Origin of the sequence: Spirosoma liriopis (assembly GCF_023196085.1) — a bacterium.
Classification (GTDB): domain Bacteria; phylum Bacteroidota; class Bacteroidia; order Cytophagales; family Spirosomataceae; genus Spirosoma; species Spirosoma oryzicola.
Window position 1 is genome coordinate 716,213 of record NZ_JALPRF010000003.1, and the last position, 24,468, is coordinate 740,680.

General features: G+C 50.9%; 24 protein-coding genes. 12 read left to right on the plus strand and 12 right to left on the minus strand.

The genetic code is table 11. The features are described 5' to 3' along the window. Window positions 1–16: 16 nt before the first annotated feature. A complete protein-coding gene (locus M0L20_RS19885; protein ID WP_248478698.1) occupies window positions 17–865 on the minus strand; it encodes a glutamate racemase in 849 nt (282 codons plus the stop codon). Between the two features lie 88 nt (window positions 866–953). Further along, window positions 954–3,617: an alanine--tRNA ligase gene (alaS, locus tag M0L20_RS19890; protein ID WP_248478699.1), complete on the minus strand. Its 2,664-nt coding sequence runs from the start codon at window positions 3,615–3,617 to the stop codon at window positions 954–956. Between the two features lie 143 nt (window positions 3,618–3,760). On the opposite strand from alaS, the gene M0L20_RS19895 reads away from it, so the two are divergent. Beyond that, complete coding sequence (locus M0L20_RS19895; RefSeq protein WP_232558345.1) at window positions 3,761–4,147, plus strand: MerR family transcriptional regulator; 387 nt, start codon at window positions 3,761–3,763, stop codon at window positions 4,145–4,147. Window positions 4,148–4,151: 4 nt separating this feature from the next. Here the strand turns inward: M0L20_RS19895 and M0L20_RS19900 are convergent, their stop codons facing one another. Together M0L20_RS19900 and M0L20_RS19905 are read right to left on the minus strand one after the other, a co-directional pair. Next, on the minus strand, window positions 4,152–4,979 hold the full coding sequence (locus M0L20_RS19900; protein ID WP_248478700.1) for a helix-turn-helix domain-containing protein: 828 nt from the start codon (window positions 4,977–4,979) through the stop codon (window positions 4,152–4,154). Window positions 4,980–5,062: 83 nt separating this feature from the next. Next, window positions 5,063–5,953 (minus strand): oxidoreductase, encoded by an 891-nt coding sequence (locus M0L20_RS19905; protein ID WP_248478701.1) that lies wholly within the window; start codon window positions 5,951–5,953, stop codon window positions 5,063–5,065. Between the two features lie 256 nt (window positions 5,954–6,209). Between M0L20_RS19905 and dprA the strand changes: the two genes are divergently transcribed. Beyond that, entirely contained in the window at window positions 6,210–7,349 is a 1,140-nt protein-coding gene (dprA, locus tag M0L20_RS19910) for a DNA-processing protein DprA (protein WP_248478703.1), read from the plus strand. A gap of 119 nt (window positions 7,350–7,468) precedes the next feature. Continuing rightward, a complete protein-coding gene (locus M0L20_RS19915) occupies window positions 7,469–8,470 on the plus strand; it encodes a glycoside hydrolase family 43 protein (protein ID WP_248478704.1) in 1,002 nt (333 codons plus the stop codon). A gap of 89 nt (window positions 8,471–8,559) precedes the next feature. Here M0L20_RS19915 and M0L20_RS19920 read toward each other — a convergent pair whose 3' ends face one another. Then, window positions 8,560–8,889, minus strand: a complete 330-nt coding sequence (locus tag M0L20_RS19920; protein ID WP_248478705.1) for a DUF4377 domain-containing protein — start codon at window positions 8,887–8,889, stop codon at window positions 8,560–8,562. Window positions 8,890–9,103: 214 nt separating this feature from the next. Here M0L20_RS19920 and M0L20_RS19925 point away from each other — a divergent pair, with 214 nt between their 5' ends. Further along, the gene (locus M0L20_RS19925) at window positions 9,104–9,229 is read left to right on the plus strand and encodes a 30S ribosomal protein THX (RefSeq protein WP_232562847.1); all 126 of its coding nucleotides are present in this window, start codon (window positions 9,104–9,106) and stop codon (window positions 9,227–9,229) included. Between the two features lie 101 nt (window positions 9,230–9,330). On the opposite strand, the gene M0L20_RS19930 is transcribed toward M0L20_RS19925, so the two are convergent. Beyond that, the gene (locus tag M0L20_RS19930; RefSeq protein ID WP_248478706.1) at window positions 9,331–11,925 is read right to left on the minus strand and encodes a YfhO family protein; all 2,595 of its coding nucleotides are present in this window, start codon (window positions 11,923–11,925) and stop codon (window positions 9,331–9,333) included. A gap of 183 nt (window positions 11,926–12,108) precedes the next feature. Between M0L20_RS19930 and M0L20_RS19935 the strand changes: the two genes are divergently transcribed. The 3 genes from M0L20_RS19935 (at window position 12,109) to M0L20_RS19945 (ending at window position 14,173) form a co-directional block, all read left to right on the plus strand. Beyond that, entirely contained in the window at window positions 12,109–12,687 is a 579-nt protein-coding gene (locus M0L20_RS19935; protein WP_248478707.1) for a Crp/Fnr family transcriptional regulator, read from the plus strand. 270 nt (window positions 12,688–12,957) lie between these two features. Next, window positions 12,958–13,569, plus strand: a complete 612-nt coding sequence (locus M0L20_RS19940) for a DinB family protein (RefSeq protein WP_248478708.1) — start codon at window positions 12,958–12,960, stop codon at window positions 13,567–13,569. 205 nt (window positions 13,570–13,774) lie between these two features. Next, entirely contained in the window at window positions 13,775–14,173 is a 399-nt protein-coding gene (locus tag M0L20_RS19945) for a hypothetical protein (protein ID WP_232558354.1), read from the plus strand. A gap of 135 nt (window positions 14,174–14,308) precedes the next feature. On the opposite strand, the gene frr is transcribed toward M0L20_RS19945, so the two are convergent. From frr to M0L20_RS19960, 3 genes are all read right to left on the minus strand, one after another. Further along, a complete protein-coding gene (frr, locus tag M0L20_RS19950; RefSeq protein WP_232558355.1) occupies window positions 14,309–14,869 on the minus strand; it encodes a ribosome recycling factor in 561 nt (186 codons plus the stop codon). Between the two features lie 80 nt (window positions 14,870–14,949). After that, the gene (pyrH, locus tag M0L20_RS19955; RefSeq protein WP_232558356.1) at window positions 14,950–15,690 is read right to left on the minus strand and encodes a UMP kinase; all 741 of its coding nucleotides are present in this window, start codon (window positions 15,688–15,690) and stop codon (window positions 14,950–14,952) included. 106 nt (window positions 15,691–15,796) lie between these two features. Beyond that, a complete protein-coding gene (locus M0L20_RS19960) occupies window positions 15,797–16,297 on the minus strand; it encodes an acyl-CoA carboxylase biotin carboxyl carrier protein subunit (protein WP_248478709.1) in 501 nt (166 codons plus the stop codon). Window positions 16,298–16,483: 186 nt separating this feature from the next. Between M0L20_RS19960 and M0L20_RS19965 the strand changes: the two genes are divergently transcribed. Then, window positions 16,484–17,542 carry a methyltransferase gene (locus tag M0L20_RS19965; protein WP_248478710.1) on the plus strand — a complete coding sequence of 353 codons (1,059 nt, stop codon included), beginning with the start codon at window positions 16,484–16,486 and terminating at the stop codon, window positions 17,540–17,542. 93 nt (window positions 17,543–17,635) lie between these two features. Further along, on the plus strand, window positions 17,636–18,295 hold the full coding sequence (locus M0L20_RS19970; RefSeq protein ID WP_248478712.1) for a DsbA family oxidoreductase: 660 nt from the start codon (window positions 17,636–17,638) through the stop codon (window positions 18,293–18,295). Window positions 18,296–18,372: 77 nt separating this feature from the next. Here the strand turns inward: M0L20_RS19970 and dusB are convergent, their stop codons facing one another. The 3 genes from dusB to M0L20_RS19985 form a co-directional block, all read right to left on the minus strand. Then, window positions 18,373–19,362, minus strand: coding sequence for a tRNA dihydrouridine synthase DusB (dusB, locus tag M0L20_RS19975; protein ID WP_248478714.1), 990 nt, complete (start codon window positions 19,360–19,362; stop codon window positions 18,373–18,375). Between the two features lie 130 nt (window positions 19,363–19,492). Next, window positions 19,493–20,728 (minus strand): sensor histidine kinase, encoded by a 1,236-nt coding sequence (locus M0L20_RS19980; protein WP_248478715.1) that lies wholly within the window; start codon window positions 20,726–20,728, stop codon window positions 19,493–19,495. A gap of 167 nt (window positions 20,729–20,895) precedes the next feature. Further along, window positions 20,896–21,972 carry a sensor histidine kinase gene (locus M0L20_RS19985; protein ID WP_248478716.1) on the minus strand — a complete coding sequence of 359 codons (1,077 nt, stop codon included), beginning with the start codon at window positions 21,970–21,972 and terminating at the stop codon, window positions 20,896–20,898. Window positions 21,973–22,283: 311 nt separating this feature from the next. Between M0L20_RS19985 and M0L20_RS19990 the strand changes: the two genes are divergently transcribed. The 3 genes from M0L20_RS19990 to M0L20_RS20000 all read left to right on the plus strand — a co-directional run bounded on the left by M0L20_RS19990 (window position 22,284) and on the right by M0L20_RS20000 (window position 24,317). Further along, entirely contained in the window at window positions 22,284–23,222 is a 939-nt protein-coding gene (locus M0L20_RS19990; RefSeq protein ID WP_435531839.1) for a CPBP family intramembrane glutamic endopeptidase, read from the plus strand. A 62-nt stretch (window positions 23,223–23,284) separates the two neighbouring features. Beyond that, a complete protein-coding gene (locus M0L20_RS19995) occupies window positions 23,285–23,503 on the plus strand; it encodes a putative signal transducing protein (protein ID WP_232558363.1) in 219 nt (72 codons plus the stop codon). After that, window positions 23,484–24,317, plus strand: a complete 834-nt coding sequence (locus tag M0L20_RS20000) for a phosphatidate cytidylyltransferase (protein ID WP_232558364.1) — start codon at window positions 23,484–23,486, stop codon at window positions 24,315–24,317. The genes M0L20_RS19995 and M0L20_RS20000 overlap by 20 nt, the downstream gene beginning before the upstream one ends. Window positions 24,318–24,468 lie beyond the last annotated feature (151 nt).

Here is a 24,468-nt window from a genome sequence, read left to right on the forward strand (position 1 = left end):
GAACGTCCAGCTCGCGTTACAGGGCTAGATTCTCGGAACAAATGGGCTCGCCGAAGAAAACAGTAGCCTGCCGGTCAAAGTCCTCGGTCGAGTCCGTCGTCAAAAACGTTCGCCGACCGTGTTGACTGCATTGCGCTTCCAGTTCAGGGTGGCGACTCAGGTAATGGGCCAAACTATCGGCAACAATCCCTCCCTGACTTAAAATTGTCGTACCAGTAGGCGCATACTGGCGAATTTTATCGAGCAGAAGCGGGTAATGCGTACAGGCCAACAGGATTGTGTCAAGACCGGGGGCCTTTGCAACCAACCGATCAATGTGCTGCTTAACGAAATAATCAGCGCCCGGACTGGCATATTCGCCGTTTTCGACCAGCGGCACCCACATCGGACAAGCTTCCTGAACGACAGCCAGATCGGGGAAAAACTTTTCGATCTCAACCAGATACGATTCAGACGTAACGGTTCCGCGAGTTGCCAGAATGCCGACCTGACGCGTAGCTGAATAGTTACCAATCACTTCGGTTGTAGGCCGGATAACGCCCAACACGCGCCGGGTGGGTCCGTCCAGACCGGGTCCGTCCAGACCGGGGTAGCGTACGGGCAAATCGAGTTGCTGAATATTTCGTAGCGCTTTAGCCGAGGCCGTGTTGCAGGCCAGCACAACCAGTCGGCACCCCCGGTCAAACAGGTGCTGAACACATTCCAGGGTGTACTGGTAAACGGTTTCAAACGAGCGCGTTCCGTAGGGCGTTCGGGCGTTGTCCCCCAGATAAATGTAATCGTACTGCGGAAGTTTGCGAACAATTTCTCGCAAGATCGTCAGGCCACCGTACCCCGAATCAAATACACCAATCGGCTGGTTCATAAAACATAAAAGTCATTCGGCGGCCATCGGTAATCATTCATTTGCAGAAGACTACCCAAGACCGCCGAATGACAAGCTACTGACTGACTTATCCTAACAATTCTTTACCCTGTGCCAAAGCCGCGTCTAATCCCGACAGATCGGAACCGCCAGCGGTGGCAAAAAACGGCTGGCCACCACCACCGCCTTTGATGTTCTTAGCCAGCTCTTTCACGACCTGACCGGCATTCAGTTTTCTGTCCTGAATAAGCGAATCGGGCAGCATGACGGCCAGTTGCGGTTTCCCGTTAATGTCAGCTCCAAGTACGACAGCCAGATTGTCTATTTTCGCTTTCAGATCGTATGCTAACTGCTTCAATGCATCCGCCGACGGCACGTCTACCCGTTCGACCAGACGAGCGTGACCAGGTCCAGCGGTTTCGACTTTTTCTAGAAGCTGGTTTTTCAGTTGCTGTACTTTTTCGTTCTGCAACGCTTCGACCTGCTTTTGCAGGGCGCTCCGTTCTTCGAGCAACGTTTGAACCGCTTTGACGACGTCTTTGGGCGCTTTCAACAGGTCTTTTAATTCGGTGACAACGGCCATCTGTTCGTTAACCAAGGCTTCGGCACCCGCCGATGTTTTGGCTTCAATCCGACGAACCCCCGTCGAAACCGACCCTTCTCCCGTAAACTTAAACAAACCGATGTGGCCCGTTGCGGGTACGTGCGTTCCCCCGCATAGCTCAACCGAATAGTTGGGATCAAAGGTGATGACCCGCACGAAGTCTCCGTATTTTTCGCCGAACAAGGCCGTAGCCCCTAACGCTTTCGCATCTTCGATGGGTACGTTCCGTTTCTCGTCGAGTTTGATGTCTTCGCGGATTTTTTCGTTGACGATGCGCTCAATTTGGGCGAGTTGCTCATCCGTCACTTTGCTAAAATGCGAAAAGTCGAAACGGAGGGCATCGGGTCCAACGTACGAACCTTTCTGCGCCACGTGCGAGCCTAATACGTCACGCAAGGCGGAATGCAGCAGGTGCGTAGCCGTGTGGTTACTGCTAGTCAGCCCACGGCGCTCCGTGTTGATGATCGCGTATACCGAATCCGCTTCGGTCAGCAAATCGTCAATACCCGCTACGTCCTGAACGAGGTGAATAACCAGGTCGTTTTCTTTTTTAGTGTCGGTTACCGTCAGCGTACCGATTTGGTCAGAACCCGCAAATAGCTCCAACGTACCCGTATCGCCAATCTGACCACCCGATTCAGCGTAGAATGGCGTTTTATCCAGCACAACCTGTACCTGCGTACCCTGCTTATTCTGAATCTTACGGTACTTAACGATCTGCGCGTACGCTTCTGGTTGGTCGTAACCAACAAACTCGACTTTGTTGTCCAGTTCAGCCAGTTCCACCCAGTCGCCCGCCGACGATTGCGCGTCTTTGCGGGAGCGTGTTTTCTGCTCCTGAAGGGCTTTCTGGAAACCAGCTTCGTCAATCGTCAGTCCTTTCTCACGGGCGATCAGAGCTGTCAAGTCAGCGGGGAAGCCGAATGTATCGTTTAGTTCGAACACCGTTTCGCCCGGAATTTCGGTTTTGCCGTCGGTCGTCAACTGGCCGATGATCTGGTCCAGGCGGCCCAAACCACTTCCGAGTGTACGCAGGAAGGCAATTTCTTCTTCCCGAATAACCGTCGCGACGAAATCACGCTGGGCATTCAGTTCCGGGAACACGTCGGCGAACTGAATGGCTAATGTTGGCACGAGCTTGGTCATAAACGGCTCGGTCAGGCTCAGGTACGAATACCCGTAACGAATAGCCCGGCGCAGAATCCGCCGGATAACGTAGCCTGCTTTTGCATTGGAAGGAACCAGTCCGTCGGCGATGGCGAACGAAACAGCCCGGATGTGATCGGCAATGACGCGCATCGCTACATCCGGCTTTTCCATTGTGCCGCCGTAAGACAGACCCGACAGTTCTTCGATCACCCGGATCGTTCCCGAAAAAACGTCGGTGTCGTAGTTCGATTTTTTGCGCTGAATGGCCATGCACAAACGTTCGAAACCCATACCCGTATCGACGTGACGGGCGGGCAGTGGTTCCAGCGACCCGTCGGCCTTCCGGTTGAACTGCATGAACACCAGGTTCCAGATTTCAACTACCTGCGGATGATCGGCGTTAACCAGTTCTTTTCCTGACTTTTCGGCTATTTCTTCCGCTGAGCGCAGATCGACATGGATTTCTGAGCACGGTCCGCACGGGCCCGTATCGCCCATTTCCCAAAAGTTGTCTTTCTTATTGCCGTAGATTATCCGATCCTCGCCAACGATGGGTTTCCAAAGATCGAACGCTTCCTGATCGAAAGGCACATTGTCTTTATCGTCACCCTGAAATACCGACACGTAAAGCCGATCTTTCGGTAATTGATAAACATCGGTCAGCAGTTCCCACGCCCACGTAATGGCTTCTCTCTTAAAGTAATCGCCAAACGACCAGTTGCCGAGCATCTCGAACATCGTGTGGTGATAGGTATCAAAACCAACATCCTCAAGGTCGTTGTGCTTACCCGACACCCGCAGACACTTTTGGGTATCGGCTACGCGCTTCGACGGGGGCGTCCCATTGCCGAGAAAGAAATCTTTAAACTGGGCCATTCCTGAGTTGTTGAACATCAGCGTCGGGTCGTTCTTGGCGACGAGCGGAGCCGATGGCACAATCAGGTGTTGTTTCGAGCGGAAGAAGTCGAGAAAATGCCGACGTATTTCGTGGGAAGTCATTGTGTTCGTCATATGTAGCTAGTCGGTCGTCTGCCGGTTGCCGAGGGGTCTATCCAAAACAGCTACCATTTATTGACTACCAACTGATTTGCAAAATTACGCCAAAACTTGCAGGTTTAATCCAACATCAGCAAGTTTGTCGTATGGAAGGCACGGGGAAGCTGTATTATGGCATCAAGGAAGTGGCAGATCGGTTTGGCATCAATGCCTCCAAGCTGCGTTATTACGAAAAGGAGTTTCCTACACTCCAGCCCAAGAAAAACCGAGCCGGCGACCGGGTGTATACCCAGGCGGATATCGACCACCTGGCCGAAATTCTGGATTTGATCGACCGGCAAAAGTACACGCTGCCCGGTGCTCGTGAGTTTTTGAAAGAGCGCGATGCCCGTCGGCGGGAAAACGCGAAATACGTTGCTAAACTGCAAAAGCTGAAGTCTTTTCTCGAACAGATCAGAGATGGCCTGGACAAGCCGGAACCAGCGCAGGCCGTTCAGAATCCGGGTTCGGACGCCGGTGATTCAACGAACTAATCGATTAGATTTTTGACGGAGCCACCCCGTAAGTCTTTTTGAAGACAAACGAAAAATGGGAAAGGTCTTCGAATCCAAGGTCCAGATACACCTCCGAAGGGGCTTTGCCTTTTTCTTTGATCAAGTAATAGGCTTCCTGAAGCCGTTTATGTTGTAGCCAGCGACTCGGCGACCGGTGGAATATCTTCTCAAAATCGCGCTTAAAGGTAGCCAGGCTCCGCCCGGTCAGGTACGCAAATCGTTTCAGTTCTACGTTGAAATGAAAGTTTTTATTCATAAACGCTTCCAGATCGATCTTGCCGGGCTCCGAAAAATCGAACAGCACATCGTTTAACTCCGGATTGGTTTTCAATAAAATAAGCACGGCCTCCCGCAGCTTCAACGCCAGTAATTGTTCGTTGCCCGGCTGCGTTACCTGCTGATAGGGAACTAGGGAGTCCATGTAGCTTTTAATCAGCGGATCGGGCTTTAACGCAACGATAGTACTTCCCGCCTGATGCTGTGCCGCCGTGTAGCCGTACTCCATACTCATTGAGCGAAGCATCTCCTGATTGAGAAAAATCGACAGCGATTTAAACGCACCGTCTTTGGGTGGCATCTTCGTAAACTTAACCAACTGGTTCCGTCTCGAAAACCGAAAATCACCCTCCCTGAACGTGTATTTCTGGTTGCCGTCGTTCATCAGCAGCGATCCGGCTATCTGATAGCTTAGAATATGTTCCGGCACAAACTGTTCGCCCTCCCGGCTTCGGGCATGGTAGCACGAATAAGCAATGGATGGTTGTTTCTCTATTTCTTTCTCACTCGTCATACGCCGAATAGCAAACAGCATGGTTGTATCATCCTGATCATAACCATGCTGTTTTTAAATAAGATCAAATCAACGTCGATTTTGACCTGATCGACTCGTTCTCACTACGCATTATTTTTCGTTTCTAGGTACGTTTTTCCAAAGGCAGTGTCCAGGAAGTTAACGGCATCGTCGTGATCCGTCGAGCTACTAACAGGCATCCATTTTTCGAGCTCGGCTTGCCGGTCAGCATCCGCCTGTTTTACAATAGCAACCGCTTCGCTGCCCAGCACTAAATGCACGGGTGGCTGCGGGTTGTCAACCAGATCAACCATTACCCTGGCCGCTTTGTCCGGATCACCCATTGGTACGAAGTTACCATTTTTAAAGAATTCGCTTCGCTGATCGACGGTTGTTTCGTAGCCCTCAATCGATGGCGCGTAGGTCATGGAAGCCCCCGCCCAATCGGTACGAAATCCGCCGGGTTCGATGCTCGTCACGTAGATGCCGAGAGGAGCGACTTCTTTGGCAAGTGCTTCCGTAAAGCCACTCAATCCAAACTTGGCCGCCTGGTAAATCGATACCCCCGCGTTACCAACCCTGCCCCCTACCGAGCTGATCTGTAGGATACGCCCCGAACGCTGCTGCCGCATGTACGGGAGTACAATACGAGTCACTTCAATAGGTGCATACAGGTTTGTTGCTAACTGGCTCTGCACTTGCTCATCGGTAAAGGCTTCGGCGGCTCCAATGATGCCAAAACCAGCGTTATTGACCAGTACATCAATCCTACCAAACCGCTTTATGGTTTCTTGCACCGCTGCGACGACCTGCTTTTTGTTTGTTACATCCAGCGGTAAAGGATACAATTGATCCGGATACTGGCTCGCCAATTCGGCCAATGTTTCCGGGTTACGCGCGGTAGCGGCTACCCTATCCCCTTTCGCTAATACGGCTTCGGTCAGGCTACGACCAAGCCCACGCGAACTTCCTGTGATAAACCAAACGTTTGCCATTGTCTTTGCTTTTGTTTTCACAAAATTCGGCAAGAGTAAAGCGGGTGACTTTGTTTAAACGCTCAAAGTTGGTTTGCTCAAACGCTCATACGGCACGCTGTTAACGATAGCCTCAGCAGCGCAACGTCCTGGTATAAACTTGCTTGAAAATCGCGCCCGGTTGTTTTTCTACGCAATTGGTTTTCAAATCAGAATTCTGTAAGCTTGCACAAGTAACCTTTACAGAGTTTATTGATTACATTTTTTCGTATTGTTTGTGCCCACCGACACTCAGCATCAAATCGCGCTAACGCTTGTTCCGGGCGTTGGCAGCATCCTTATCCGGCAATTGATTAGTTATTGCGGTTCTGCAACCGACGTTTTCCGATCTCCCTTATCCCGATTAGTAAAGGTGCCGGGTATCGGTGACGTTACAGCGCGTGCCATTCTGAAACCGGGCGTTCTGCTCGAAGCCGAACAGGTGGTTAACCGCCTTCAAAAACTGGGGGCAACCGCCTTGTTTTTTACCGATAAAGCGTACCCGGCACGGCTAAAAACACTGTACGATGCGCCAGCACTCCTTTATTTTCGGGGTTCGGGCAATCTTAACGCGCCACGTACCATCGCCCTGGTGGGCACTCGGCAAGCCACCGACTACGGACGACGTGTCACCAACGAAATCATCGAAGCCGTTGCTCCTTATGGGGCCAGCGTCATCAGCGGGTTGGCCTATGGCATCGACATTGCCGCTCACCGGTCTAGCCTGGTCAACAACGTCCCAACAATCGGGGTGATGGCCAGTGGTCCGGACATTATTTACCCCGCTGTTCACCAGAAAACCGCGCAGGAGATGCTTGTTCAGGGTGGGCTGCTCACCGAAAGTCAACCCGGCACCAAGCCCGATGCCCACTTATTTCCGGCTCGTAATCGTATCATCGCGGGTCTAAGCGACGCTGTTGTGGTGGTTGAGGCAGCCGCAAAAGGCGGAGCGCTGATTACAGCAGAATACGCCAACAATTACCACCGGGAAGTTTTTGCGGTACCGGGTCAGCTCATGCAGACATTTTCGGCGGGTTGTAACAAACTCATCCGCGAAAACAAAGCACAGATCTACACCAGCCCTCGGGATATTATCGAAGCGCTTAACTGGGATCAACCCCCGCTAAACCCGACGGACTCACCACTACCAGGCGGTTCTTCGCGCAAAAAAAGCCTACCGCCCATGCCCGTCGATCTTACGGAAGAAGAGAGTCAGGTATTGGCATTGCTCCGCCAGACTTCGGATCTGCACATCGACGACTTAAGCTGGAAAAGTCAGATTCCGATGAGTCGGCTGGCGTCTGTCCTGCTCAACCTTGAATTTCGGGGGTTTGTCAAGTCGATACCGGGAAAAAAGTATGCGGTTGTTTATGTGTAGGCATCGGTTTACAGTCAATTGGCGATCTACCAGAGCGAATACGTAGACAATTTTCGACTGGCCGTCCGGTGAATCAATCTACATACTTACTTTTACGGTAGATTCACTAACGTTACACTATGCCTAATTTCCGCGCGCTCTTCATTGTTTTTCTCTTTGTCTCGATTGCCATTCCTTCACTTGCCCAAAAACCGGCTAGTTCCAATGGTAAGAAGTCGGGCAACCCTGTTTTTCCGGGCTGGTACGCCGATCCGGAAGGTGTTATTTTCGGCAAAAAATACTGGATCTATCCAACCTATTCGGCTCCCTACGAAAAACAGATTTTCTTCGACGCTTTTTCATCGCCGGATCTGGTAACCTGGACCAAACACAGCCGTATTCTGGATTCAGCAGCTGTAAAATGGGCCAAAAAAGCGATGTGGGCCCCTGCTATCGTTGAAAAAGACGGAAAGTATTACCTGTTCTTCGGTGCTAATGATATCCACGATGACAAAAAAGAAGTGGGCGGTATTGGCGTAGCCGTTGCGGATAATCCAGCCGGTCCTTTCCGCGATTATCTGGGCAAACCACTCGTCGGCCAAATTCATAACGGAGCACAACCCATCGATCAGTACGCGTTCAAAGACAAAGACGGTCAGTATTACTTGCTGTACGGCGGTTGGGGACACTGCAATATCGCCCGGTTGAAAGACGATTTTACCGGATTTCTGCCTTTTCCCGATGGCACTACGTTTCGGGAGATAACGCCGAAAAATTATGTAGAAGGTCCTACCATGTTCGTCCGCAACGGCAAATATTATTTTATGTGGTCGGAAGGTGGCTGGACGGGCCCAAATTACTCGGTGGCTTATGCGGTATCCAATTCCCCATTTGGTCCGTTTGAACGGGCTGGCAAAATCCTTCAGCAAGACCCGGCCGTAGCAACTGGCGCGGGTCACCACTCGGTTATTCAGGTGCCGGGTAAAGATGAGTGGTATATCGTTTACCACCGCCGACCCTTGACGGAGACCGACGGTAACCACCGCGAAACCTGCATCGACCGACTTTATTTTGACGAGAAAGGAGCAATCAAACCCGTTAAAATTACCGTTGCGGGTGTTGATGCTCAGCCGTTGAACTAAGTTTTCCCTAACGAGAAAGGCTTCCGTGCGTCCTATGTCTAAAATAGGGAGCACGGAAGCCTTTCTCGTTTATTCCTTATTTCCCTAGTTTACTTCTTTACTTTTTCGACTAATTCAACGAGTGTATATTGAAAACTGGAGCCATCCATCGGGGGATTTTCAATCGTCTCCCGCCTGACCATCAACTTATACTCGAATCCTTCTTCATACGCAAAGCCATCTATACCCTCGTAAAAGAGCTTCCAGCCTGTATCATCCTTTTCTTTCACCAACATACATTGCTGAGGGCCTACCCCCACGCAATCCTGCCGACGATCGCTGATTTGTAAGGTTATGATCTCGGGTTTTACAGTGGCTTTATCACAACTCAGGAGTGAAGTCGCCATTGCCAGAAGACAGGTGTAAATGAGTTTATTCATCGCGTTATGGTTCATTTTATTGCTTTATACTGAATTCATGACCCTTTTTCCAAACATGCCGTTGTAACACACCCAGCTACTTACGGACTCATCCCACCTGTAAGACATTGGTATACAGCAATAAAGGTCTTTGAAATTTGTTCCGGGCAGCTAAATAACCTACTTTTAGTTATTGCCAATCAAACTAGAACGAACACTAAACCAGTTACTGCTGATGGGAAAAGGCGATAAAAAATCACGGAAAGGGAAAATCACGCGAGGCTCTTACGGCAAAACGCGACCACAAAAACCGACTAAAGCAACAGCGTCAAAACCGGACACGAAACCCGCTACTGAATAGATCAACTCGCAATGCGGACACTCTGTCCGTGTTATAACGAACGAGCGGCATAACAGTAAACATCCTGTTATGCCGCTCGTTCGTCTTACTTTCGACTGTAATTACTGCGTTTTGGCTTTCGTCGTTTTTGCGGATGATCGTTCTAAGTCGGGTGTTGATGGTAAAACTGGCTCAGGAGCTAGTACAGGCTCGGTGCGTCGATTACGTCCTTCGAGGAACAAAACGAAACCGATCAGGGCAATCAACAACACATTGCTGATCAGATCGATCATATCACCTATCTTAGCCAGTGGCGGCTCAAACCGGAATTCGATGGTATGTTTTCCGGCGGGTAGATGCATGGCCCGCAAGGTGTAGTTAGCCCGCAGATGGGGAGCGGGTTTTCCGTCGATAAACGCCTGCCAATCTTCATTCCCCCGATAATACACTTCCGAGAAAACAACCAGCCCATCCCGAACGGCATTCGCCTGATAGATAAGCTTGTCGGGGCGGTAGCTTGTCAACGCAATCGTACTACCCGTATGATCCATCGTAGCGGGCAGGTTGCCTAACTCTGGTGCGAATCGCTTGTCAACGACCGCCGAATCGCGGGGATTAAGCGATTTCATAACGGCCATCTCTTCATCGGCACTGCCTACCTGCTGCACCGTCTTAACAAACCAGGCAGCCCCCAACACCTCTGGATTCGGCAAAGCTACCGGCCCCGTCGATGCTTGTTGCGGAACAGCGGGATCAGGCTCGCTAGGACGAATCACGTACTTAGCGTTCAACATGTTCAGGATGTTGAGGAAATTAGGCTGAAACGCGTACGTAATCAATTCGTTATAACGACGTAGGCGGGTTGTGTTATAGCCACCAATCGAGCGGTGAAAGTACGACGCCCGGTTGCTTTCCATAAACGATTCGGTCTGATCGAAGACCCGGAAACCCAGCGTTTTATCCTGAAGAATTTGTTGATCAGCACCCGTTGGTTCAAAAATAGTGGCTACCTGCGCTTTGGGCACGAAATCCGCATTGTTTAGAAACCGCTTGTCCACGGCAAACAGGTCGAAGATAACGATAGCCGACAGGATTGGGTAGAACAGAGCCGCTTTAATCTTGCTGGTCAGAAACAGCCAAACAGCTCCGGCAGCCAATAAGATAAAGATAACCGACCGGAACGCATCCGAGCGAAGCATACTCTGCCGGTCGCTGATGAGGGCTAGCTGAAAATCTTTAGCGGCTTCGCCAAAATAGCGGGCTAGCATATCGATATCGTTCGGCTTCTCGAACGAGAATAACGTTCCGCCCATCAGGGCCAGTACAAGCGCTACCCCCGCCGTGAGACCGAGGCTAACCAGCAATGGTTGTTTTAACTGAACCAGCGTCAGTTTTTCGTTTACAATCGTCTGAATACCCAGGGCAGCCCCGGCGGCCAGAAACAACTGCGCCAGACAAAGTGCCATCGTCATCGCCCGGAACTTATTCAGATAAGGCAGGTAGTCGAACAGGAACTCGTTAAAGAAAAGCAGGTTTTTCCCCCACGCCAGCATGATCATCAGCACAGCCGCGCTCAACAACCACCACCGGACAGGACCGCGAATGACAAACATACCGAGCACAAACAGAAACAAGAGTGCCGCGCCCGCGTATGCCGGACCGCCCAGAATTGGTTGATCACCCCAGTAAGTTGGTGCGCCGAGTTCAGCCATTTGCTTGGCAGCAGCCGGATCAACACCCCGGCTCGTCATGGCCTTGTAAAACTGCGAATCCGTCGTCAGACCACCCGCTGATCCACCACCGTACACGTTCGGGACGAGTAATGTCAGCGTTTCTGCTTTGCCATAGCTGTACGTAAACGCGTAGTCTTTATCCAGTCCTCCTTTCGACTCACTGGTTGGTGTTTTGCCGTCCGGATTCGTCGTTTTCGCCGTCAGCTCAGACTTACCCCGAATTGTTTCCTTCGTGTATTGGTTTAGGATTAACAGGCGTTTACCGAAGCTGCCAGCAGCCAGCGCCCCCGCCAGAACAATCGTAGCTAGACCCAATCCCAACTGACGGCCTCGCCCACCGCGAATAAGTGCTATCCCTTCGATGAGTACGTACAAGCCGATGGTCATGAATAGGTAGTAGGTAATCTGAATGTGGTTGGCACCCAGCTCCATACAAAGGAAAAAGCCCATCAGGGCTGCGCCAACCCAGTAACGACCGCGCAGCGCCAGAACTACCCCCGCCAGCATACCCGCGCCGTACCCCATTGCAAACAGTTTGGATACGTGTCCCGCTTCGAGACTGACGATACCGAAGGTGCCCAAGCCGTAAGCCGCTGCACCCAGTACCGACAGCCAGGGGTTACAGCCCAGTACTACCAGTAAAATGTACGCGCCCAGCATCACCACAAACAGGATACTTGCTGTGTTTGGCAGTATATTGACAACAGCCATCACGGCTTTGTAAACCAGAATGTACGGGTAATGAAAATCAATCATGTAGCCCGGCATACCGCTAAAAAGCGCGTCGGTCCAGAGTGGTTTGATACCCGTTTCTTTTGCGATTTCACGAATTTCACGAGCCGAAGCAGAGGCCTGCTGCACATCGGGCATGGATAAGGTTTTTCCCGAAAGCACCGGCGAGAAGTATATAACGGCCAGCACCAGAAGCCCTAGCACGGCAATCAAATGCGGGCGAAGGCGTTGAAAAAGGGTTGGTTGGTTCATAAAGTCAATAGTACGTAGCCCAAAGATACGGCTTTGTACTAAAACGGCGGAATGAACGGGCTATTTTGCCGTGTCAATGGACAACATGCCGTATATTCATCCCTGCATTGGTAACCTACTTTAGCCGGTTTACAGCGATGCGCTTACCAGCAGATCATTAGCCCATAAACCAGTAACTATACCTTGGAAAAAGAAGCGCTCAAAGCAACCGTATTCCGCACGATGCCCTTACTTGACGAGGAATGGGAAGCTTTTGCTGCTTGCTGGCATCCTGTGCACTACAAACGAAAAACCCTGCTGACCAGTGCCGGGGCTGTTGAACATTACCTTTATTTTGTGCAGGAAGGAGTACAACGAGCCTTTTATATGGACGATGCATCAACCGAAACGACATTGGTGTTTTCCTACACCGGTTCGTTCGCAGGCGTGGTCGATTCGTTTCAATTGCAACAACCCTCTCGCTATTACCTCGAAACATTGACCGCTAGCTATCTGCTGCGCATTTCGTACGCTGATTTTACCCGGCTGCTCGATACACATCCCAATCTTGAACGGTGGGTGCGGCTGGCAACGGCCCAGGCCTTATCCGGCGTGCTGCAACGTCAGATTGAACTGGCGACGTGCAGTGCCGAGGAAAAATTTCGCATTCTACTAACCCGTAGCCCACAGGTACTTCAACTAATTCCACAAAAATACCTGGCTTCTTATTTGGGTATAGACCCGGCCACGTTCAGCAAATTGCTTAAATCCGTTCGGGTGTAATGTCGGCGGGGCCGTGGTGTCGGTTTTGAGAAACCGACACCACGGCCCCGCCGACACCATGGGTGACGAGATCCTTTTGGGTAGTGGTAAAACGTGGGTCGCAAACTCATACATTTTGTTGAATGGCGACTCGTCTTCCGTTACGAATGTATCTACCAAAAGCACAGCGTCGGGATCAAAGCTATCTTCATCACTTCTCAATAAAATCTTGACATACACCAAGATTTTTGTGTGATAGGAACCCTAAGTTTGCGGTAAACATCAACCGCTATGCCACGTTTTGTGAGTCAGGTTTTGATCGATCAGTTGCAGAAAGACGTAATGATAATACGCCAGCTTGCCGATCAGCATTTTGCGCCTTTATCCGACGCCCAGTTGCTCGAACGGCCCGGACCAGCGGAGTGGAGCGTCGCGCAATGCCTGGAGCATCTGAACAGTTACGGATCGTATTACCTGCCGCTACTTGAGCAAGCGATTCTTCAGGGCGAACAAAGTGGCTCTGGGGCAAGAGCCTTTTTTCGCAGCGGTTGGCTCGGCAACTATTTCGCCACGTCCATGCGTCCCGGTGCCGACGGACGTATTCGACTTAAAGCGAAAGCCGTTAAAAGCCATACCCCCAATGACCAACCCAATGCACAAAACGTACGGCGCGAATTTCTTCAACAACAGGCGCAATTAAAATCCCTGCTCGACCGGGCGAAAGCGGTTGACCTGGAAGGCTCGCGCATACCCATTTCAATTGCCCGCTGGATCAAGCTGAGTCTGGGTGATACGTTTCGTTTTTTGATTGCTCACGAGCAGCGGCACGTCTTGCAGGCACAACGCGTCCTGAAAGCGGTGGGTATTTCGCCCACCACAAATACGCCCTTCAGGGCCTCGTAAGCCAGCTAAAGTTTTTGTGTACTCGCCTGCTCTTGTTTGTCCAGAACAGAGATTGCCGAGTGGTTGTACGGCAACTTTTACTATAGCTATGGTGCTGAAACGTCGATTTCGACCGCGGTCGTATTGGCTTTTCACCGTTCCCTAAAGACTTTATCCAGCAAGTCAGCTCCTTCAATACATTTGGCCATATCTACTTGTAAACACTATGGCTGCCAGCAACTTTCAGATCGAATCGTACCAGGTATTCGTCACACAAAACTTTCAGAGTTTTTCCCGAACGATAAAACTTGTTAGTCCTGATCTCTCGCATGGTATTCGCGTGCGCGCTACGCTATTCTTTCAAGAAGCGAATGCGTTTCAGAAATGGAATGGTATCGGGAAAGCGACGAACGTTGGCGGCACGAACTTCGACGGGAGCGATTTCCAGATTGTTTGTAATCCGGCCTTGTTCGATGGATTTTACCAAGTTCTTGTCTCGGAAAAACCGGTGTACCTTGCCTATATCTACGAAAACTGGCCCGATGAACCCAACGGAACGACAAAGCTTCTCCGTCAGGTCACGTTAAAAACAGATTCCGAGCTACCGGGCGATTTCGAATCGTAAAAAAAATGGGGGCCAACAGCTTACGATGTGCCGTAAACTGGAGTCAGCCCAGTGCACTTAAACGACGGCTGTTCTAAAAAATGTAAGCCGATTACCTCGTCGGCAATCGGCTTACAACACTTACTTTTCTGCGGTCTATACCGACAGAATATCTTTTTCTTTGACGGCAAATACCTCGTCAACCCGTGTGATAAAAGCATCCGTTAGTTTCTGAACGCGTTCTTCACCTTGTTTGACCGCATCTTCCGATACCCCTTCCTTTACCAGTTTGCGGATATCGTCGTTCGTGTCTTTGCGGATGTTGCGCACGTTGACTTTCGCCGTTTCTACCTCCTGTTTTACTTTCTTAACCAGATCCCGACGACGTTCTTCGGTCAGGGGTGGAATACTCAACCGGATCTGCTCGCCGTCGTTGTTTGGATTCAGGCCGAGATTGGAATTACGAATCGATTTCTCAACCTCTCCAATAAGTTTTTTCTCGAAGGGTTTGATCACGATTGTCCGGGCGTCGGGCGTATTAACCGATGCGACGGTGTGCAACGGTGACATCATTCCGTAGTATTCAACCTGAATGCCGTCGAGCATCTGAGCAGAAGCCTTACCGGCGCGAATTTTAGTTAATTCGATGGCTAAGTGCTTGAGCGCCTTTTCCATCGTATCTTTTGCATCGTCGAGGTATAGCTCGATCTCTTCCATTTTTGTGGTTTCTATTTACAGATTACCGGTTAGGCGATAAACGCATTTGTTACCCTGAACTGTGATCGCTAATCGCTATTTTATACTGTTTCTTCGGGTAATTTAGTTGTAATCAGGGTACCAACGTCTTCACCCTGAACAAGCCGGAGCAAACTGCCCGTTTCATTCATGTTAAAGACAATAATGGGCAAATTGTTTTCCTGACAAAGCGTAAAGGCCGTCAGGTCCATCACACTTAGTTTCTTTTCGTAAACGTCCTCAAACGTAATGGTGGTATACCGGGTAGCGGTTTTGTCTTTCATCGGATCAGCCGTGTAAACACCATCTACCTTAGTACCTTTCAGAACGGCATCGGCTTCGATTTCGATAGCCCGCAGAGCCGCCGTTGAGTCGGTTGTAAAATAAGGGTTGCCCGTTCCGGCACCAAAGATCACGACGCGGCCTTTCTCAAGGTGACGTACAGCCCGCCGACGGACGTACGGTTCGCAGACCTGCTCCATTTTGATCGCCGACATAACACGGGTGTACAAACCCTGTTTTTCGAGCGAGCTTTGAATGGCCATCGCGTTGATAACCGTTGCCAGCATACCCATGTAATCGCCCTGAACGCGGTCGATGCCCGACCGTTCGCCCGATACGCCCCGGAAGATATTGCCCCCCCCGATCACGATGGCGACCTGAACGCCCATGTCTACTACCTGCTTAATTTCACGGCTGTATTGTTCCAGCACAATCGGGTCAATATTGTACCCGCTAGGGCCCGCCAATGCCTCTCCGCTCAGCTTGAGCAGAATGCGTTTGTAGTTCGTCGAAGGTGTCATGAGGAGAAATTTTGCGGACAAAGATACGAAAAGCGTTGGGCATAGCCCACATGGTCTGACGTTTTACCCTTGTTTTTTACTGTGCGCAACGGTCTTTACAGGCTATTTATGAGGCAAATTCAATCAGCACCTGCCCTTTTTCTACCCGGTCGCCCTTAGCCGTACGAACGCTTTTGATGAGGCCATCGCCACTGGCTTTCAGGACGTTTTCCATCTTCATCGCTTCCAAAATCAGCAGACTATCCCCTTTACTCACGGTATCGCCCGGCTGCACGTTGACCCCCACAATTAATCCTGGCATGGGGGCTTTCAGATCGTTTACCTTGGCCATAGCCGCGCTGCTCATGCCCATCTTTTCAAGCAACAGATCAAAGCGATCCTTAAGCTGAACCTGATGAATGTGCCCGTTGATCGTCAACTTCACGCTTTTTTCGGCCTGATTCAATTCCAGAATTTCGGCGGTGTACGAGCGGTTCTGGTACAGAATATGGATGGTCCGCTCAGTTAATTTCACCAGATCCCAATCAAAGGGCGCTCCGTTGAGGGTTGGACCAGCAGCCGTAAGGTCAATTGTAACGGGCTGATTGGCAAGAATCGTTTGGTACATAAAAAGTAGGGTGTTGGCCGTTCAATTTCCGGCTTCTCGACCAGAATCCAAAATCTTTTTATTCCGGCGTGGCTGACGCAGCAATTTTGCCAATGCCATACCAGTTGTTACGCTCATATACGTAAGTAAGCCTTTATCTTTGGCGCTTATTCAGGTCATTACAAGCCCTGTAAACCAATTAACGCAATGCTCAACGATTCTCAGCCAGATCTGGCCCCGATTACCCGCCACCTACGGGCGATGTTTGGTTCCCGCTTACTTATTGCAGCCGTCAGCCATTTACCCGTTTTCGATTATCTTAGTGACACTTCGCTCTCCGTTAACGAGTTGCGTGAGCGACTGAACTTACAGGAACGCCCGGCCATGGTGCTGTTTCCGGCGCTGTGCGCAATGGATCTGCTCCGTTACGATGCATCAGACCGCTTAACGATTACCGAATTAGGCCGTTATCTAGTCCGCCAGCAAACGCCGAATGTCGCCGGATACGTAGGGCTAGAAAAAGATGATCTGGGTGCCCTTGAAATGGTCATCCGGCTTCAAAATGATGGTCCGCTCGATGCTCCGCAGGGCATCACGTTTGTTAAAGAAGGCGAAGGGCCATCACCGATGGACGACCCGGCTCTCGCGCGGGAGCTAACGCTTGGGCTGTCGGGCCGCGCCCGTCGATTATCGCCCATTGTCGCGTCAAAAATCACGAAGCGCGACGGTCATTTACTGGATGTAGCGGGAGGAACCGGTTTTTACACCTACGAATGGCTCCTGCAAAATCCGATATCGACAGCCACCTTGTTTGACCGGCCAGCGGTCTTATCGGTCGCTTCCGAATTGCTGGACGAATTAAGCCAAAGCGGCCGTCCGGGGGCGGAGACGCTTCGCGAGCGGGTAACGTTCCTGCCCGGCGATATGCTGACGGACGAACTTCCCCAAACGGATATCCTGCTGGCAGCGAGCCTTTTTCACGACTGGCCCACGCCGACTTGCCAACTGCTAGCCAACCGCTTTGCGGCTGCGCTGCGCCCCGGCGGAGAACTGTGGGTTCACGATGCGTTTCTGAACGACACGCTCGACGGGCCACTGCCGGTTACGGACTACTCCGCTCAATTATTCTGGGGCACAAAGGGTCGATGCTACAGCCGGGCCGAATACCGAAGCTGGTTTGTGCAGGCTGGGCTGGAACCCACTTCCGACAACATTCCGACTCAGATGGATTACGGCTTGATCTGGGCGCGTAAACCAAACGGGTAATGCGAACGGAATCGCTACCGACCGGGTTATGGAGCAGGTTCACTATGTCGGCTACAAACGGCGTTTCACCCGATTCGCCTAAACAAACCAACGATGGAAGTAGAAATCTGGAGTGATGTCATGTGCCCGTTTTGCTACATTGGCAAACGCAAATTCGAACATGCACTCAACGAGTTTTCGCACAAAGATCAGGTAACGATTGTCTGGAAAAGCTTTCAGCTTAATCCGGCTATGAAAACCGATCCGAGCAAGAATATCAACGATTATTTGTCCGAAGCCAAAGGTTGGAGTCTTGATCAGGCTCGGCAGATGAATGATCGCGTTACGGCGATGGCTAGTGACGTTGGCTTAACCTACGACTTCGATAAAGCCGTCGTCGCCAATTCGTTCGACGCCCACCGCCTGATTCAGCTTGCCAAAGCGCACAGATTAGGTGATGCCGCCGAAGAGCGTCTGTTTCGGGCTTATTTTACGGAAGGCCGTAACACGGCTGACCACGAAACGTTGCTGGAATTAGGCACCGATATCGGCCTGGACGCTTCAGATGTGCGGCAAATGCTGGAAAGCAATCAGTACGCGGAAGCTGTTCAGCGCGACATTTACGAAGCACAGCAGGTCGGCGCACGGGGTGTTCCGTTTTTTGTCTTTAATCGTCGGTACGCCGTTTCGGGCGCGCAACAACCGGAAACGTTTTTGGGTGCACTCAATACGGCCTGGTCCGAAGCACAGGAAGCACAGAAAGAAACCGTTTAGCGGGCTAAACGTACGAGCGAAGGCCCCACGCAACCAGACCGGTCTGGTTACGTGGGGCCTTGCTTGTTGATAACTGCTTACACCAGTTCAGGCATGTATTTTTCCTGTATTTCGTCCAGAAGGGCAGCGACTCCGGCGTAAGAATCCGTCGTAACGAGCTGCGACCGGTACGGCTTAAAATCGGGTAAGCCTTTAAAGTAGTTCGCGTAGTGACGACGCATCTCAAATAAGCCGACAATCTCTCCTTTCCAGCGAATCGAAAAGTCAAGGTGCTGCCGACAAACGGCTACTCGGTCAGCAATGGTTGGAGCGGGTCGGTGTTCGCCGGTGCGCACAAAATGCTTGATCTCGTCGAAGATCCAGGGATAACCGATACTGGCCCGACCGATCATCACACCGTCTACGCCGTATTTATTTTTGTATTCAAGCGCTTTTTCGGGCGAATCAATATCGCCATTCCCGAAGATGGGAATCTGAATGCGCGGATTTTCTTTGATGCGACCGATGAGCGTCCAGTCCGCTTCGCCTTTGTACATTTGCACGCGCGTGCGACCGTGAATCGTCAGGGCTTTGATGCCGATATCCTGCAACCGTTCGGCAACCTCGCCCACGTTTTTGGTGTTGTCGTCCCAGCCAAGCCGGGTTTTTACCGTTACGGGCAGATGCGTGGCTTTGACAACGGCGTCGGTCATGCGCACCATCTTGGGAATGTCCTGCAACAGAGCCGCGCCCGCGCCCCGGCAAGCCACATTTTTTACGGGGCAGCCGTAATTGATGTCGATCAGATCTGGATTAGCACGGGAGGCTATTTCGGCACAGGCCCCCATCGTTTCCACGTCCGAGCCGAATAATTGAATACCAATCGGGCGTTCGTATTCGAAGATGTCCAGCTTCTGCACGCTTTTAGCGGCATCGCGAATCAACCCTTCCGACGAAATAAACTCCGTGTACATCAGGTCGGCTCCGTTGGCCTTACAAACCGCCCGAAAGGGTGGATCGCTGACATCTTCCATAGGAGCCAGCAGCAGCGGAAAATCCGGTAATTGAATGTTGCCAATAGTAACCACGCAGGCAATAAGTTATGATCTATACTGTCGGAATTACGATTTACGGACTCGTTTGGTTCCTCAGTGGCGTAAACGCTCCGGAGAACAAAGGTTGCGTACGCAACACTGAGCGTTGTCTCTTTGCCTGAGCTTACGACTTCTCGGGCGAGAACAGCGATAACATCACCGTAAAATAACCATCATCATCCCGAATGATGGGCTCAGACTGCGCGAGTAGCCGATATTTAGCCGCAATGTTGGACAACCCAACCTGGTTTGACGCCATCCGGTTATTTTTCCGCTGCAAATTATTCCGCACAATCAGCCAGCCCATCCCCTCGCTCGCTTTACCGGGTCGACAGATTTGACGAATGGGAGTCTGGTCCATCCTATCGAGCGCTAGTGTAGTCGTACTGATTTCCAGCAGTAACGGTTTATTGGCCGCAACAACGTTATGTTTTACGGCATTTTCGACCAGCATTTGTAACGTTAAAGGAGGCAATCGATGCGTCAGCAGATCAGCCGAAACGTCTATCTGCAAGTCGATGCCTGCCCGATACCGGGTTTTAAGCAGGTGGTAATACGAATCAATAAATTTCAATTCGGTTTCCAGCGTCGTTAATTCGCTCCCTCCTTCCGTGCTGACCGCTTTATTGGTCTGGAGCAGATACCGGTACACATTGGCCATCTCGTACAAAAATTCTTCGGCTTGCTCCGGCTCGTCGGCAATCAGCGACGACAGTGAATTAAGGCTGTTAAACAAAAAGTGCGGATTGACCTGGTGCTTTAAACTTTCGTACTGGCTTTGGAGCGTCACTTCCTTCAACTTTTCCTGTTCCAGAAGACTTTCCCGCCATTTGGTAAGCGAATACACGGTTTCGTCGATACCCACCGAGATCACGTTGACCAGGGCGTTGTACAACAAAATTTTAGTCGTTAAGCCAGGCTCGTGCTGATAGCCAAACAGATGAAAATGTTCGTAGATAAAAATGCCAAGCAGCAAAAAGGCCGGCGTGACGAAACCAAAAATCAGCAGCATTCGCCAGACCCGTGACCAAACCTGGGTTAAGCTCGGGTAACGCTGAATTACGCGCGGAGTCAGGTAATTTAGTACTGAAACACAACAGCCGGTCAACGTAAAATTCAGCACGGTACCGCCCACAAAAGCCCGCCAGTCGGACAGGTACGTCGGGCCAATGATCCAGTATGAAACCAGCGGAATAAAAAAGACGGGCATGAGTAAAACGTGCCACCGCAATGCGGGCCGCTTTCCCGGTAAAGCCCGTTGCGCTTCGGTGACGGACGCGTCCGGTTTCGCCCCAAAACGCGGTATCAGTAGCCTCTGAGATAACCACTGGCGAATCGTATGTCGAACTGATGATTGCATAAAAGCATGTCTACGCTGAGCTGTGTACAATATAAGCGCAACTAACAACCGATTCGGCGGATACCCATCCTCATCCCGACCGGGCTGTTATTTCTGCCATTCGATCTGCAAAAACAACGGAACAGACTGTAAAGCCATCCCTGCGGGTGTCAATGGGTACGTACTTCTCAGACCTGATTCAGATTGATTAACGGTGCCGTAACCACAAACCAGTCTCCTTCCTGGCGAATCAGTAATTTTTCGTCGCTAATAATACGATATCTGGCCGTCAGATTTGCTAGTCCGGCCCGAGTTGTTTCTACCCGATTTGTCTTTCGTTGCACAACATTTCGGGCTTGCAGGCTTCCCTCTGGCGTAGTCGTTACCCCAATCACCAGCGGATTGGAGACCGACATGATGTTATGCTTGATCGCATTGTCGATTAATGTTTGCATCGTTAACGGGGGCAAATGATGATCCCGATAGTCATCGGCTACCTGAAAGCTGATAGCCAAACTATCACCATACCGCGTTTTCAGCAAATTAGCGTATACCCGGGTATAATCCAGTTCAACCTGTAGCGAAACCAGTTCATGCTTACCCGCCTGCAACAGATAGCGATACACCCTCGCTAAATCGTCCACAAATCGCTCAGCCTGAGCCGTGTCTTCACCAATGAGTGCCGACAGTGAGTTTAGGCTATTAAACAGAAAGTGCGGATTTAAATCGCCTTTTAAGGCTTCGAATTGGTGTTGTAACGCAATGCGCTTCAGGCGATCATTTTCAAACTGGTGCGTTTCCCATTGCGAGTACGTATAGTAAACGCTTATTCCCGTGCACAGAAAAACGTCGAAAATGTAACTGACAATCCAGATAGGCTGTACGATACCCCATGAAAACGAAATACCCAGAACGGGAATCAGACTGTAGCACCAGACGTACAATACGGCAAACCCAGTTGTCACTCCGGCGGCCACACAAAGCATGGTCAGCGTACGAAGCATTGCCTGCCGCACCTGAGAAAACCGGCGGAGTGCCCCAAGCACCACAACCCTGAGCGTCAGGATTAATGACCAATAAATTAAAACGGACAGAACGGTTCCAATGGCAAAGGCCGCCCCTTCCTGGATATACCGAAGCCCCAGTAGGTAATAATTACCCAGCAACACAAAAACCGGTAACCCAAGCAGGTAATACCGGCGTTCGATGGTGGAATACGTAAGGGGCTGAATGAGGTAAGGCCTTATCAGAGGCAACAAATTCATGAATACACAGCGAGGAATCAACCGGCAATTTACGAAATCCAAGCGGCTTCCGTGCGAAATGGAGCGCTACTTCAAGCCTAAGCCCGCAGCTCTTTAGCGACCGGTAGTTCCGGGTCCGGTTGGTCCCCGCGCACGGCCTAGCCACAACACAGAATTCATGGCATTTGGCTTTAAACGCCGTCAGGGTCGTTTTTTGTCGTAACTTGCGGTCCAATGGACTGATTTGGTTCGTTTCACGGAAACGGTACTTCAGCCGATTCGTCAGCGTCTTTCTCGACAAGCCAGGGTCTATCGGATAAATTTACGAACGTATGCAACCCTTTTCTATACCCGAACGCCCGTTATCGCGGCCGCCTACGCTTGGTGGCCTGATAATGTTAGTCGGTTTTGTGCTGATCGGTGGGGTCATCAGTACGCTTTTGCTGTTCGGCCTCCTGATGGTCGTCAAGGGGCTAGGTCCTACTCAAGCGCAGGCTTACTTAACCGAATTGGCGGCCAATCCGCAGGCTGTACCTACCGGCTGGTACGAACTTATGTTTCTGCAAGCCGTCAACCACCTCGGTACGTTTCTTCTACCGTCGCTCGGCTACTGGTATTTAACGGAGCGTCGAACCTGGGATCAGTTCAACGCCCGTCCTATCTCGGCGGTGGCCGGGATTGGGTTGGTTTCCTTAATCGTGATTGCGTTTATGCCCTTCGACGGGCTCATCATCGAATGGAACCAGGGACTGCATCTTCCCCAAACCCTAGCTCCGCTGGAACAGTGGATTCGGGACAAAGAAAAGAATCTGGAAGGCGTCACCAAATACCTTACAACGTTTAAAACACCCCTGCAACTGACCATAGCCATGCTGGTCATCGCGGTTATTCCGGCAATTGGTGAAGAAACCCTGTTTCGAGGTATTCTACAACGCAACCTCAGCTACTGGACTGGCAACGTCCACGTGGGCGTCTGGCTGGCAGCGGCCTTGTTCAGTGCAATTCATGTGCAGTTTCTGGGCTTTTTTCCCCGCATGTTGCTGGGCGCTTTGTTTGGCTACCTGTATGTCTGGTCGGGAAATCTATGGGTGCCTATCCTGGCTCACTTCGTCAACAATGGCTTTACGGTAGCGATGGTTTACCTTTTCCAGCGTAAGATGGTGCCGGTAGACATCGAAAGCACCGAGTCGGTGCCGGTGTTGGGAGCCATGGTCTCGGGTGTTGTCACCCTTGGTTTTTTGTACTACTTCAGGCAGGCCAATAAGCAATAATTGACTAAATTGAGCGGTTTGGTTGGCAATCCCATTTGCCTAATGAATAATATAGCTAAACAATGAGCGAAAACTGGGAGTCTATTTACATCACCCCTTTACCACACCGGGCCGAACTGGCGAAGGCGTTGTTGAGCGAACACGATATTCCGGCGGTGGTAATTAACAAACAAAGCAGTAGTTATCCAACGATCGGGTGGGGAAAAAGTGAAGTTCACGTATTGGCCAAAGACGCTATTTTGGCCAAAGTAATTCTGGATAATGAAGCAACGTTTAGCTAGCATGTCAAACCTACAGCAGCGGGTTATCGCGGCTATTGTAGGGGTTCCTTTTATTATTTTCATGATTTGGTATGCCGACTGGACGTTCGCGCTGCTATTTTGTGTCATCAGTGCACTCACCCAACGGGAGTTTTATCGCTTGCTGGGCCTCGACGGTTTCGAACCGCTTACCGCTTACGGAACGCTTGTCGGGTGCATGGTCTGCATACTGGCCTACTTCATCGAAACCGACCAAATCGGTACTGGCAACTATTTTCTCATCTGCCCGGCTTCGTCAATGATCTTTCTGATCAAGCTTTACAAGAAGCGCGACATGAAACCGTTTACCAATATCGGTTTTACGTTTTTGGGCATCATCTACGTGGCGATGCCGTTTGCCCTGTTGATCATACTAGCGTTGCGCGGAGGCACTTTTCATCCCATGATCATTACGGGTTGCCTGCTGTTGCTGTGGGCCAGTGACATCGGCGCTTATTTTGCCGGTACCTATTTTGGCAAACGCAAATTGTTTGAACGGGTATCTCCCAAGAAATCGTGGGAAGGAGCGCTTGGGGGCGCGGCAGCCGCAGGCATCATCGCTCTTGGACTGGCGTTGTATGCCGATGAGTTACGTCCCTGGCAATGGTATTGCGTCGGGGGCATCATCGTCGTGACGGGTACCTACGGCGATCTGGTCGAATCGTTATTCAAGCGGAGCATTGCCATTAAAGATTCCGGATCTAGCATTCCGGGCCACGGTGGATTCCTCGACCGCTTCGACGGGCTTTTGTTGGCAGCCCCATTTATTATTACCTTCCTGAAATTATTTGCCTAGTTAATCTGGTGTATAGGGCTGAATAAGGTTCAACAGATATTGCCATTCAGCTTTATCGATAGCAGGTTTCACATTACTTTCTCAGGCCGCTCTGTACAGAGCGGCTTTTTTATTAGTCCTCTTGACAGTATGTAAATGTTCGCCAAGGCAG